13 protein-coding genes and 1 riboswitch are annotated in these 11,504 nt (G+C 72.2%); of the genes, 3 read left to right on the top strand and 10 right to left on the bottom strand.

What is annotated here, in order from left to right:
* Positions 1-19 precede the first annotated feature (19 nt).
* Genes ACWC5O_RS20605 through ACWC5O_RS20575 form a run of 7 tightly spaced genes read right to left on the bottom strand, consistent with a single transcriptional unit; the run spans position 20 to position 4,819 of the window.
* Complete coding sequence (locus ACWC5O_RS20605) at positions 20-472, bottom strand: PH domain-containing protein (RefSeq protein ID WP_450588765.1); 453 nt, start codon at positions 470-472, stop codon at positions 20-22.
* A 15-nt stretch (positions 473-487) separates the two neighbouring features.
* Complete coding sequence (gene hisG / locus ACWC5O_RS20600) at positions 488-1,345, bottom strand: ATP phosphoribosyltransferase (RefSeq protein ID WP_450588764.1); 858 nt, start codon at positions 1,343-1,345, stop codon at positions 488-490.
* A gap of 58 nt (positions 1,346-1,403) precedes the next feature.
* Entirely contained in the window at positions 1,404-1,676 is a 273-nt protein-coding gene (locus tag ACWC5O_RS20595; RefSeq protein ID WP_028423093.1) for a phosphoribosyl-ATP diphosphatase, read from the bottom strand.
* A 34-nt stretch (positions 1,677-1,710) separates the two neighbouring features.
* Positions 1,711-2,196: a 6,7-dimethyl-8-ribityllumazine synthase gene (gene ribH / locus ACWC5O_RS20590; RefSeq protein ID WP_094221666.1), complete on the bottom strand. Its 486-nt coding sequence runs from the start codon at positions 2,194-2,196 to the stop codon at positions 1,711-1,713.
* Between the two features lie 21 nt (positions 2,197-2,217).
* Positions 2,218-3,579: a bifunctional 3,4-dihydroxy-2-butanone-4-phosphate synthase/GTP cyclohydrolase II gene (locus ACWC5O_RS20585; RefSeq protein ID WP_450588762.1), complete on the bottom strand. Its 1,362-nt coding sequence runs from the start codon at positions 3,577-3,579 to the stop codon at positions 2,218-2,220.
* Positions 3,576-4,217: a nicotinamide mononucleotide transporter family protein gene (locus tag ACWC5O_RS20580; protein WP_450588760.1), complete on the bottom strand. Its 642-nt coding sequence runs from the start codon at positions 4,215-4,217 to the stop codon at positions 3,576-3,578. The genes ACWC5O_RS20585 and ACWC5O_RS20580 overlap by 4 nt, the downstream gene beginning before the upstream one ends.
* Positions 4,214-4,819, bottom strand: a complete 606-nt coding sequence (locus ACWC5O_RS20575) for a riboflavin synthase (RefSeq protein WP_450588758.1) — start codon at positions 4,817-4,819, stop codon at positions 4,214-4,216. Before ACWC5O_RS20575 ends, ACWC5O_RS20580 begins: the two co-directional genes overlap by 4 nt.
* A gap of 164 nt (positions 4,820-4,983) precedes the next feature.
* A riboswitch (FMN riboswitch) is annotated at positions 4,984-5,114 on the bottom strand.
* Between the two features lie 258 nt (positions 5,115-5,372).
* On the opposite strand from ACWC5O_RS20575, the gene ACWC5O_RS20570 reads away from it, so the two are divergent.
* Positions 5,373-6,266: an RNA polymerase sigma-70 factor gene (locus ACWC5O_RS20570; RefSeq protein ID WP_450588756.1), complete on the top strand. Its 894-nt coding sequence runs from the start codon at positions 5,373-5,375 to the stop codon at positions 6,264-6,266.
* 104 nt (positions 6,267-6,370) lie between these two features.
* Positions 6,371-7,111 carry an SDR family oxidoreductase gene (locus ACWC5O_RS20565; RefSeq protein WP_450588754.1) on the top strand — a complete coding sequence of 247 codons (741 nt, stop codon included), beginning with the start codon at positions 6,371-6,373 and terminating at the stop codon, positions 7,109-7,111.
* 29 nt (positions 7,112-7,140) lie between these two features.
* Here ACWC5O_RS20565 and ACWC5O_RS20560 read toward each other — a convergent pair whose 3' ends face one another.
* The gene (locus tag ACWC5O_RS20560; RefSeq protein ID WP_450588752.1) at positions 7,141-8,349 is read right to left on the bottom strand and encodes an ROK family transcriptional regulator; all 1,209 of its coding nucleotides are present in this window, start codon (positions 8,347-8,349) and stop codon (positions 7,141-7,143) included.
* A gap of 120 nt (positions 8,350-8,469) precedes the next feature.
* On the opposite strand from ACWC5O_RS20560, the gene ACWC5O_RS20555 reads away from it, so the two are divergent.
* Positions 8,470-9,681: an MFS transporter gene (locus ACWC5O_RS20555; protein WP_450588750.1), complete on the top strand. Its 1,212-nt coding sequence runs from the start codon at positions 8,470-8,472 to the stop codon at positions 9,679-9,681.
* Here ACWC5O_RS20555 and ACWC5O_RS20550 read toward each other — a convergent pair.
* Together ACWC5O_RS20550 and ACWC5O_RS20545 are read right to left on the bottom strand one after the other, a co-directional pair.
* Complete coding sequence (locus ACWC5O_RS20550; RefSeq protein WP_450588749.1) at positions 9,641-10,099, bottom strand: acyl-CoA thioesterase; 459 nt, start codon at positions 10,097-10,099, stop codon at positions 9,641-9,643. The genes ACWC5O_RS20555 and ACWC5O_RS20550 overlap by 41 nt on opposite strands.
* A 98-nt stretch (positions 10,100-10,197) precedes the next feature.
* On the bottom strand, positions 10,198-11,454 hold the full coding sequence (locus ACWC5O_RS20545; RefSeq protein WP_450588747.1) for an alginate lyase family protein: 1,257 nt from the start codon (positions 11,452-11,454) through the stop codon (positions 10,198-10,200).
* Positions 11,455-11,504 lie beyond the last annotated feature (50 nt).

Raw genomic sequence — 11,504 nt, 5'->3', positions numbered from 1 at the left:
TTAATCAAGACATGGCCCTCTACGGCAGATCCCGCAGCGAGTGGGCCTCGGCGAGCGCCCGCAGGGCCTTCGCGTCGGCGATGGCGTGCTGCTTGGCGATGCCCGGCTGGATGCCGAGCGCGGGCAGGCTGGTGCCGTCGCTGAGGTTGAGGAACACCCAGGGGTCGCCCGGACGGAGGTTCACCTGGAGGATCTCCGCCCAGGCCAGGTGCCGCTTGCTGGCGATGTTGACGACGGTGACACCGGACTCGTCGGCGACGACCTTCACCCGGGCGAGCTGGGCCAGCGCCCAGAAGATCAGTGCCCCGGTGATGACGAAGCTGAGCCGCTCCCCCGGGCCGAGCTGCTCCAGCAGCATCGCGATCCCGGAGATCACCAGGAAGATCACGACTCCGGCGGTGAGCAGGATCGCCCGGGTGCGGCCCGGCCGGAAGGTGACGGGGAGGGTGGGCAGGGGGGTCTGGTCGGACATCTCGGTGCGTACCCCTCAGAGGCGGCAGGCGTGGATGGCCGTGGTCAGGATGGCCCGGGCGCCGATCTCGTACAGGTCGTCCATGATCCGCTGCGCCTCCTTGGCGGGGACCATGGCGCGGACGGCGACCCAGCCCTCGTTGTGCAGCGGGGAGACGGTCGGCGACTCCAGGCCCGGCGTCAGGGCGACGGCCTTCTCGAGCTGCTCGACGCGGCAGTCGTAGTCCATCATCACGTAGGTCCGGGCGACCAGGACGCCCTGGAGGCGGCGCAGGAACTGCTGAACCTTCGGCTCCGCAGCCTCCTCGCCGTCGGCGCCGGTGCGGCGGATGACGACGGCCTCGGACTTCATGATCGGCTCGCCGAAGACCTCCAGGCCCGCGTTGCGCAGCGAGGTGCCGGTCTCGACGACGTCGGCGATGACCTCGGCGACGCCCAGCTCGATCGCGGTCTCGACGGCGCCGTCGAGGTGGACGACAGAGGCCTCGACGCCGCTGTCGGCGAGGTGCTTGGCGACGATCCCCTCGTAGGAGGTGGCGACCGTCTTGCCCTTCAGGTCCTCGACGCCGTTCGCGGTGCCGGGCTTGGAGGCGAAGCGGAAGGTGGAGCGGGCGAAGCCGAGCGGCAGGATCTCCTCGGCGTCGGCGGCGGAGTCGACGAGCAGGTCGCGGCCGGTGATGCCGATGTCGAGCCGGCCGGAGGAGACGTAGATCGCGATGTCGCGGGGGCGGAGGTAGAAGAACTCGACCTCGTTCTCCGGGTCCACGATCCGCAGCTCTTTGGACTCCCGGCGCTGCTGGTAGCCGGCCTCATGCAACATCTCCGCCGCAGGGCCGGACAGTGAACCCTTGTTGGGGACGGCGATGCGCAGCATGAGGTCGGCTTCCTTTGCGTGAAGGGGGGTGTGCTGGGGGCTCTTTACGGCGTGCGGTTTACAGGTGGGCGTAGACGTCGTCGAGGGAGATCCCGCGGGCGACCATCATCACCTGGACGTGGTACAGCAGCTGCGAGATCTCCTCGGCGGCCGCCTCCTTGCCCTCGTACTCGGCGGCCATCCAGACCTCGGCGGCCTCCTCGACGACCTTCTTGCCGATGGCATGAACGCCCTTGCCGACCAGCTCAGCGGTGCGGGAGGAGGCGGGATCGCCGTGGGCGGCCTTGTGCTGGAGCTCGGTGAAGAGCTCCTCGAACGTCTTCTTGGACATGGTGAGCCCCACCCTACGCGGTTCGGGGGACTCCCTAGTGCCAGGGTTCAGATACTGAGCGGAGCGTGGCCGCCGTCGCCACCGCGGCCGTCACGGCCTCGTGCCCCTTGTCCTCGTTGGAGCCCTCGATACCGGCCCGGTCCAGGGCCTGCTCCTCGGTGTCGCAGGTGAGCACGCCGAAGCCGACGGGGACGCCGGTCTCGACGGCCACCTGGGTGAGGCCCTGGGTGACGCCCTGGCACACGTAGTCGAAGTGGGGGGTGCCGCCGCGGATGACGACACCGAGGGCGACCACCGCGTCGTAGCCGCGGCCCGCGAGGACCTTGGCGGCGACGGGCAGCTCGAACGTGCCGGGGACCCGGATCAGGGTCGGCTCGTCGATGCCCAGTTCGTGCAGGGCGCGCAGCGCGCCGTCCACCAGACCGTCCATCACCTTCTCGTGCCACTGCGCCGCGATGACGGCGACCCTGAGGTCGCTCACGTTGCGTACGGACAGTTCCGGTGCACCCTTGCCGCTCACGTCTCTCCTTCGTGCTTTCGCTTACTGGTTGGCGCAGGTGGCCGCGGACGCGGCCACAGGGGCTGTCGCGGACGCGGCCACAGGGGCTGTCGCGGACGCGGCCGCGGAGGCTGCCACGGCCGGAGTGTCCAGCCAGGGCAGGTCGTGCCCCATCCGGTCCCGCTTGGTGCGCAGGTACCGGAGGTTGTGCTCGCCCGCCTGGACGGGCATCGGCTCGCGGCCGGTGACCTTCAGGCCGTGGCGCAGCAGCGCGTCGGTCTTGTCGGGGTTGTTGGTCATCAGGCGGACGCTGCGGACGCCGAGGTCGGCGAGGATCTGCGCGCCGGCGCCGTAGTCGCGGGCGTCGGCGGGCAGGCCGAGTTCCAGGTTGGCGTCCAGGGTGTCGTGGCCCTGCTCCTGAAGCTCGTAGGCGCGCAGCTTGGACAGCAGGCCGATGCCGCGTCCCTCGTGTCCGCGCAGGTAGACGACGACCCCGCGGCCCTCCTCCTGGATGCGGTCCAGGGCGGTGTCCAGCTGGGGGCCGCAGTCGCAGCGCAGGGAGCCGAAGACGTCGCCGGTGAGGCATTCGGAGTGGACGCGGACCAGGACGTCCTCGCCCTCGCCGATCTCGCCGTGGACGAGGGCGACGTGCTCGACGCCGTCGAGGGTGGACCGGTAACCGTAGGCGGTGAAGGTGCCGTGCGCGGTGGGCAGGCGGGTCTCGGCCTCGCGGCGGACGGTGGGCTCGCTGCCTCGACGGTAGGCGATCAGGTCCTCGATGGAGATGATCGTCAGGCCGTGCTTGCGGGCGAACGGGATCAGCTCGGGCAGCCGCAGCATCCGGCCGTCCTCGCCGGCGATCTCCACGATGGCGCCGGCCGGGCGCAGGCCCGCGAGCTTGGCGAGGTCGACCGCGGCCTCGGTGTGGCCGTTGCGGACCAGGACGCCGCCTTCCCTGGCGCGCAGCGGGAAGATGTGGCCGGGGCGGACGAAGTCGGTGGGCTCGGCGGTGCCGTCGGCCAGCAGCTGGAGCGTGGTGGCGCGGTCGGCGGCCGAGATGCCGGTGGTGACACCGTGCGCGGCGGAGGCGTCGACGGAGATGGTGAACGCCGTCTTCATGGACTCGGTGTTGTCCGCGACCATCTGCGGCAGCTGCAGCCGCTCGAGTTCGTCGCCCTCCATGGGCGCGCAGATCAGGCCCCGGCACTCGCTCATCATGAAGGCGACGATCTCGGGGGTCGCCTTCTCGGCGGCGATGACGAGGTCGCCCTCGTTCTCCCGGTCCTCGTCGTCGACGACCACGACCGGGCGGCCGGCGGCGATGTCGGCGATGGCCTGCTCGACCGGGTCGAGCGTGAAGTCCTCGATGTCGTCCGGGCTGTAGAGGACGGGTGCCGTAGTCATGCCGGTGCTCCTTCCAGGACCGGCTGCGCGATCCGGCGGGAGCGCAGCCACCAGTCGCGCATGCCCCACAGGACGAGCGCGCCGTAGATGACGTAGACGAAACCGGAGAAGGCGTAGCCGTTGGCGAAGTTGAGGGGCACGCCGACGAGGTCGACGAGCAGCCAGGCGAACCAGAACTCGACCATGCCCTTGGCCTGGGCGTACATGGCGACGATGGTGCCGACGAAGATGTAGGCGTCCGGCCAGGGGTCCCAGGACAGCTTCGGGTAGGCCGTGAACAGCAGGGCCACCGCGACGGTGCCGGCGGCGGCCGCGGCGAGCATCGCCACGCGCTCGCGCCAGGTGGCGAACCGCGGGGCGATGTGACCGTCCTCGGCCTTGCCCTTGCTGCGCTGCCACTGCCACCAGCCGTACAGGGCGACGGCCATGACGACGGCCTGCTTGCCGGCGCTGCCGGTCAGGTGGCCGTAGAAGGCGGCGAAGAGGACGAGGCCGGACAGGAACTGCACCGGCCAGGTCCACAGGGAGCGGCCCCAGCCGAGGGCGAGGGCGATGAGGCCGAGGATGTTGCCGACCATGTCGGACCAGATGATGTGCTGGCCGAACATGGTGAACGCCTCGGAGTTCAGCCAGCTCACTCGCCGGCCCCCTGACCGGCCGTGAGCAGCCGCTCCACGTACTTGGCGATGACGTCCACCTCGAGGTTGACCGGGTCGCCGGGCTGCTTGTGGCCGAGCGTGGTCAGGTCGAGGGTGGTCGGGATGAGGCTGACGGTGAAGTAGTCCGGGCCCGCCTCGACGACGGTGAGGCTGATGCCGTCGACCGTGATGGAGCCCTTCTCGACGACGTAGCGGGCGAGGTCCGCGGGCAGCGAGATCCTGACGATCTCCCAGTTCTCGGAGGGCGTGCGGGCCAGCACCTGCCCGGTGCCGTCCACGTGGCCCTGCACGATGTGCCCGCCGAGGCGCGCGCCCACGGCTGTGGGGCGCTCGAGGTTGACCCGGGAGCCGACGGTGAGCACGCCCAGGCTGGAGCGCTTCAGGGTCTCGGCCATGACGTCGGCGGTGAACTCGTCGCCCTCGTGCTCCACGACGGTGAGACAGACGCCGTTCACGGCGATGGAGTCGCCGTGCTGCGCGCCCTCGGTCACGACGGGGCCGCGGAGCCGGAAACGAGAGGCGTCGCCGAGGTTCTCGACGGCGGTGACCTCACCCAGCTCTTCGACGATTCCGGTGAACACTTCCCGGGTCCTCCTGCCTCATTCGGGCACGGACTCCGGGGCCTGTCGATGACGACAGAATGTACGGGTGAGCAAGACCGTGAGCTCTGCCGACGCCGAAAAGGGACCCGCCCGCGCACGGACGAGCCCAGATACGGCGGCGCGCACACGAACATGCCCGCCCGCCGCGCACTGCCTCCCATCCGGACTTTAACCGTCGGTCCAGGAATTTCACCTGGTCAACCGGTCGCTGGAAGCGACCGGGTCGCGGACTGTAACCGCCGGTTCGGACTTTCACCGACCCCGGAGTGCGCTGCTTCTGGTACACGGCCAGTGTGCCACGCCGGGTCGTGTTCCAGACAGGCGGAGGGTGTGGGCTCCCTCACAGCCTGTGTCGCCGGCCTTGCGCGGCGGAACCGGCCTGGTCAACTGCCGTACGGCGAGTGGGGGTTGACCTTGGCCCAGACCCATTGACCACACTGGTCTAGTCCTTTTAGGGTGCGGGCGGGCCCGGTGGCGGTGACGACGGCCCTTGCCCGCCGCCGGGTCGTCATGCCTCTGACAGGCTGGGCCCATGACGACGCCACCACCGCTCGCCGACGAGTTCGAGTCCCACCGCCCCCGGCTGTTCGGCCTGGCCTACCGCCTGCTCGGCTCCGCGCAGGAGGCGGAGGACGCCGTGCAGGACGCGTATCTGCGGCTCAGCGGCGCCGACCGCGCGGGCATCGAGCATCTCGGGGCGTGGCTCGCCAAGACCGTCACCAACCTGTGCCTGAACCGGCTGACCTCGGCCCGGGCGCGCCGCGAGGAGTACGTCGGGGAGTGGTTGCCGGAGCCGGTGGCCACCTCCGACGGGACGCTCGGGCCGCTGGAGTCCGCCGAGGCGCGCGAGCAGGTCTCGATGGCGATGCTGGTGCTGCTGGAGCGGCTGACACCCACCGAGCGCGCGGTGTACGTGCTGCGCGAGGCGTTCGGGTACGGCCACCGGGAGATCGCGGACGTCCTGGACCTGGGCGAGGCCAACTGCCGTCAGCTGTACCGGCGGGCGGTGGGCCGGGTGGCCGTGAGGGAGTCCCGGTTCGACCCCGCTCCCGAGCGGCGGGAGGAGCTGGTCACGTCGTTCCTCACGGCGGCCCGGGAGGGTGACCTCACCGGGTTGGAGAAGCTGCTCGCGGCGGACGTGACCTGGTGGAGCGACGGCGGCGGCAAGGTCACGGCGGCCCTGCGGCCGATCGAGGGCCGGGAGAAGGTCGCCCGCTTCGTGGCGGGCGCCTCGCAGCGCTTCGCCGTGGGCCTGGAGTACACGGTGGTGGAGGTCAACGGCGCGATCGGGGTGGCCTCGTGGGTGGGCGGCACGCTGGTCGGGGTCGTCGAGTTCGAGCTGGTGGACGGGCTGGTCGCGGGCGTGTGGGCCGTGCTGAACCCGGACAAGCTGGAGCACGTACGGCGGCAGCTCACCCGTCCGTAGCCCGGGCCCGCCGGGGATTGTCACATTTCACGGGGCTGCGCGGTCTCAGCTGACGACGGGCGCTCCACCGGGGGCGTCCCGGAGTCCGGAGGGACGGAAACAGCATGACCACGATCCTGGTGACCGGCGGAACCGGCACGCTCGGACGGCTCGTCACCGAGCGGCTGCGGGCGGACGGGCACGAGGTGCGGGTGCTCAGCCGGCACACCCAGCCCTACGCCGTCGACCTGCGCGAGGGCGGGCCCGGCCTGGACGCGGCCCTCGACGGCGTGGAGACGGTCGTGCACTGCGCGAGCTCTCCGCGCGGCGACGAGCAGGCGGCGGACCACCTGATCGCGGCGGCACGGCGGGCCGGGGTGGGCCACCTGGTGTACATCTCCATCGTCGGCGTCGACCGGGTGCCGTTCGGCTACTACAGGTCCAAGCTCGCGGTGGAGCGGCGGATCGAGGAGTCGGGGCTCGGCTGGACCGTGCTGCGGGCGACGCAGTTCCACGACCTTGTGGTGACGCTTCTCCAGGGACTGGCCAAGCCGCCCGTCGTGCTGGTGCCGGCCGGGGTGCCGGACCAGCCGGTGGAGGTGGCCGAAGTCGCGGACCGCCTGGCCGAGTTGGCCCTCGCGGCACCGGCGGGGCGGGTACCGGACATGGGCGGGCCCGAGGTCCGGTCGTTCGACTCGCTGGCCCGCGCCTATCTCCGGGCGACGGGACGGCGCCGGCCTGTGCTCGGCATGCCCCTGTTCGGGAAGACGTACCGCGCCTTCCGCGCGGGCGGCCATCTCGCACCGGAGCAGGCTGTGGGCAAGAGGACGTTCGAGGAGTTCCTGGCGCGCCGCTTCGGGCAGTGACGCCCCGGTACGGCCGGCGCCCTGGACGACTAGCGCTCCGCCGGTGCGAACAGTTCGTCCTGGGCCCGGTCCCGGGCCGTCAGCAGGGCGCCACGCAGGACGGCGGCGCCGCCCAGGCTGCCGGCCCGCACCTCGGTGGCCAGCGGTGACATACGGCGGAGCCGCTCCTCCACGCGTGCGGCGAGCACCGCTCCCCCGGCCTGCCCGACCTCCCCGCCCAGGACCACGCAGCCGGGGTCGAGGATGGAGACGACGGAGGCGGCCCCGATGGCGACCCGGTGGGCGAGGGCGTCGAGGAAGCGGTCGGCGGGGCCGGGATCCCCGCCGGGCGGGCCGGTCACCTCCGCGGCCGCCTCGCGCACCACCACCGCGACACCGGGCCCGTCCATCGGCTCCGCTCTCGGCAGGCCGAACTCCCGGGCCAGTGCGCCGACCGCCGCCGCCCCGGCCAGCGAGTGGAAGCCGCCGTCGCAGTCCGTCGCCGAGGGCAGCGCGGTCGTCCCCGGCACCGGCAGGAAGCCGATCTCGCCCGTGCCGCCGGAGGCGCCGCGGCGCAGGGTGCCGTCCAGGACGACGGCGGCGCCCACGCCATGGCCCAGCCAGAGCAGGACGAAGGTGTCCCGGTCGCGGGCGGCGCCCTCGCGCTGCTCGGCCAGGGCGGCCAGGTTGGTCTCGTTCTCCACCGTGACCCGGGCCTCGGGCAGCCGTTCCTGCAGGGCCGCGGCCAGGCGCCGGTGCCAGGCGGGCAGACCCCCGGAGTCGCGCAGGTCGCCGGTGGCGGGGTCGACGAGACCGGGCGCTCCGATGCCGACGGTGTGCAGCCGGTCGGCGCCGGCCTCCTTCGCGGTGCGCTCCACGGCCGCCACCGCCTGCTCCACGGCGGGCCCGGTCCCGGTGTCTCCGCCGATCGGCACGGCCGCCTCGGCCAGCACCCGCCCGACGAGGTCGGAGACCAGCACGAAGACGCCCCCGGTGCGTACGTCGAGCGCGGCCAGGTGGGCGCGCTCGGCGACGATGCCGTAGAGCCGGGCGTTGGGGCCCCGGCGCTGCTCGCCGGACTCGCCGACCACGGTGATCAGGCCGGAGGCGGTGAGGCGTTCGACGAGGTCGGCGACCGTCGGCCGGGACAGTCCGGTCAGCTGCTTCAACTGCCCTGCCGTCAGCGGGCCTTCCTGCTGCAACAGACGCAGGGCGAGCCGGTCGTTGATGGCCCGGGCGGTGCTGGGTGATGCGGGCATGACCGGAATCCTCCCAGACGCGGGCGGCCGCAATACTCGCTATCTATCAGGCAGGGACCCTGATAGTTTACGGCGATGCCGAGACGAGGCGGTATGGAACTCCCGGGGAGGGGCTGGAACATGGGTGACGTGGGGTACACGCGTGACGAGGTCAGGCGCGCCCGGTATGCCGTGGCGGCCGTGTTCGCCGTGCACGGCGCCGTGACCGGCTCGTTCGCGACCCGCGTGCCGTGGATCCAGGACCACGCCTCACTGGGCGCGGGGCAGCTCGGGTTCGCGCTGGCGTTCACGGCGTTCGGCGCCTCGTGCGCGATGCCGCTGGCGGGCCGCATCAGCCACCGCTTCGGCAGCCGTACGGCGCTGCGCGGGCTGATCGCGTTGTGGACGCTGTCACTGATCCTGCCGTCCTTCGCGCCGAACCTGTACGCGCTGTGCCTGGCGATGTTCACCTACGGGGCGACCGCGGGCATGGCCGACGTGGCGATGAACGCGCTGGGTGTCGAGGTGGAGCGGCTGCTCGGGAAGTCGATCATGTCCGGACTGCACGGCATGTGGAGCGCGGGCGCGCTCATCGGCTCGGCCGCCGGTACGCTCGCCGCCCACCTGGGCTCGGACGCGCGCCTGCATTTCGCGCTGGCCGCCGCAGTCCTCACCCTGCTCGGCCTGCTGGCCTGCACCTGGGTCCTCGACGTGCAGCCCGGCGAGGACGAGGAGCCGCCGCCGCGGTTCGCGCTGCCGCCCCGCTCGGCGCTGCTGATCGGCGCGGTCGGCTTCTGCGCGGTGTTCGCGGAGGGGGCGAGCCTGGACTGGTCGGCGGTGTTCCTGCGGGACCGGCTGGACAGCTCGGCCGGTCTGGCGGCGGCGTCGACGACCGGGTTCATGCTCACGATGGCGGTGGCCCGGATCGCCGGGGACGCGGCGGTGAACCGCTTCGGCGCGGTCACCGTCCGGGCCGGCGGCGTCCTGGCCGGTCTTGGCGGCCTGCTGGTCGTCGTCGCGGAGCACCCGGCGGTGGCGATGGCCGGGTTCGCGCTGATGGGGCTCGGGATCGCCGTGGTCGTGCCGCTGTGCTTCGCGGCGGCCGGTCACGCCGGCCCCAACCCCAGCCAGGCGATAGCGGGCGTGGCGACCATCACCTACACCTCGGGGCTGATCGCGCCCAGCCTGATCGGCGGGGTGGCGCAGGCGACCAGCCTGGTGGTCTCGTTCTGCGTGGTGACCGCGCTGGCCTGCGGGCTCGCGGTGTTCGCGGGGGTGCTGCGCACGGCCGAGCGCGGCGGCCGGACGCAGGTCAGTCCGCAGGCCGCAGCAGTTCCCGAGCCGCGGCCCTGAAGGAGTCGCTCCACGGCGCGGGGCGCAGGGTCGTCGCGTCCAGCCGGACCAGGACCCGGGCACCTTGCGCGTAGGTCTGCGTGCCGTCGGCCGAGCAGAAGCGGAAGCCGTAGGTCAGGCCGGTGGTGCCGAGCCGTTCCAGCCAGAGGTGGACGGCGTAGGTGCCCGGGCGGGTCACCGGCGCCTCGTAACTGATCCGCAGTTCACGGACGGCGTTGCAGGCGTCGCCGGCGGCCACCCAGTCGCCGTCGAACCGGATGCCGTACTCGCTCCACAGCTCGGTCCAGGCGCGCTCCACCATCAGCGGATAGCGGGCGTTGTGGAGCAGCCCGAGCGCGTCCAGATCGTCGAAGTGGACGGTGACGGGGATCAGCCGGCCATGTGCGACGGCGGGGGCGATCGGGGCTTCGGCGGTCACGGGAGGGGCTCCTGAACGTGGGTACGGGGCGGTGGGAACGCCCCATACTAAGCGACCGCTCAGCAGCCCCGGTCGGGAAGGGACCTGGTCAGGCCCGGTCAGCCCGCTATCGAGTCCAGCTGCTCGGCGGCGGGCCTCAGCGCCCACAGGTCACCGCCGGGAGGCGCCTGGAGCCGAGGCACGGCCGCCTTCGCCGCCGCGTCACCGGCGTCCGCCGCCGCGTGGACGACGTCGCTCGCCGCGTACCGGTGGAACTCCAGCTCGGGGTGCGGCCAGGCGGCGGTGCCGGTCGCGGCCGGCAGCAGATAGTCCACCGCCTTGAACAGGCTCCGCCCGTCCGGCCCCCGGTAGGCCCAGAGGTTCACGCCCACGTGCCGGCCGATGGCGGCGAGCCGGGTGTAGGCGACGAGGTCGAAGGCCGAGTAGTGCCAGCTGCGGGTGCGGGCCAGTTCCTGCGGCTGGCTGCCGTCGGCGGCGATCTGCGGGTCGATCCGCGCGGCGCGCGCGTCGAGCACGGTCCGCCGGGCCAGGTCCGTGTCGCCGGTGGCGTAGGCGAGGGCGGCGAGCAGCATGTCGTAGAAGGTGCCGTGGTTGTTGGCGGCCGCACCCTCCTGCCTGCCGAAGTCGCTGTTCTTCAGCCAGCCGAGGAAGCCGGTGTTCCACTCGCCCATCGCGGCGCGGTCCTCGGCGCTCCAGCCCGGGGCTCCGGTGGCGAGGATCGCCTGGGCGTCCAGCACGCTCGTGTACGACTGCGAGAAGTCGATGACGCCGATGGCCCGGCCGTCGTACTTGCAGGGGATGAACTGGGCGTGGTCCAGGTTGGGGTTCATGCGGGTGGCCGGGTCGAGGAACCAGGTGCGCAGGATCCGCCCGGCCTTCTCGGCGTAGCTCCGTCTGCCGGTGTAGTACCAGGCGAGCGAGAGGTCGTACGTGGAGTCGAAGACCTTCTCCACGTCCTGCCGGTCGGTGCCGCTGTCGACCTCGGGATTGCGCTGCCCGTCGCGCTGGACGTACGGGCAGCCCCAGGGGTTGTCGGCGGTGGGGGTCGTGGTGGGCCACCAGTAGGGGGCCTGGCTCAGGTAGTCGTGGACGTCACCGCCGGGGGCGGGCTTCGGCTTGTCGACGACCGTCCAGGGGCCCTGGTCCAGCCAGGCGTCCGCGCGGGTGGTCAGGTCCTCGAGCGCGCGCCGGAGCCGGGGGTCATGGTCCGGACGGGACCGGGTCCGCTGGAGGCGGGCGCCGTCGAGGACGGCCGTCCGGGGGGCCTTGGGTGCCGCGTGGGCGGAGGGGGCGAGCACGGCCGCGAAGGTCACCATGGCGGCCAGCAGCACGGTCGCACGGGATCTTCCACTCATCGAGCACTCCGATCATCACGGATCAGGTTGATCAGATACGTGAACGTAGT

The sequence above is a fragment of the Streptomyces sp. NPDC001450 genome, assembly GCF_053597295.1.
This window is presented reverse-complemented; position numbering and strand designations above follow the sequence as displayed.

What these genes read in the sequence shown, in the direction of transcription:
- ACWC5O_RS20595 (WP_028423093.1), bottom strand. Translation starts at nt 1,676, where the DNA reads ATGTCCAAGAAGACGTTCGAGGAGCTCTTCACCGAGCTCCAGCACAAG.
- ACWC5O_RS20560 (WP_450588752.1), bottom strand. Translation starts at nt 8,349, where the DNA reads ATGCCCGCATCACCCAGCACCGCCCGGGCCATCAACGACCGGCTCGCC.
- ACWC5O_RS20570 (WP_450588756.1), top strand. Translation starts at nt 5,373, where the DNA reads ATGACGACGCCACCACCGCTCGCCGACGAGTTCGAGTCCCACCGCCCC.
- ACWC5O_RS20555 (WP_450588750.1), top strand. Translation starts at nt 8,470, where the DNA reads ATGGGTGACGTGGGGTACACGCGTGACGAGGTCAGGCGCGCCCGGTAT.
- ACWC5O_RS20585 (WP_450588762.1), bottom strand. Translation starts at nt 3,579, where the DNA reads ATGACTACGGCACCCGTCCTCTACAGCCCGGACGACATCGAGGACTTC.
- hisG (WP_450588764.1), bottom strand. Translation starts at nt 1,345, where the DNA reads ATGCTGCGCATCGCCGTCCCCAACAAGGGTTCACTGTCCGGCCCTGCG.
- ACWC5O_RS20545 (WP_450588747.1), bottom strand. Translation starts at nt 11,454, where the DNA reads ATGAGTGGAAGATCCCGTGCGACCGTGCTGCTGGCCGCCATGGTGACC.
- ACWC5O_RS20565 (WP_450588754.1), top strand. Translation starts at nt 6,371, where the DNA reads ATGACCACGATCCTGGTGACCGGCGGAACCGGCACGCTCGGACGGCTC.
- ACWC5O_RS20605 (WP_450588765.1), bottom strand. Translation starts at nt 472, where the DNA reads ATGTCCGACCAGACCCCCCTGCCCACCCTCCCCGTCACCTTCCGGCCG.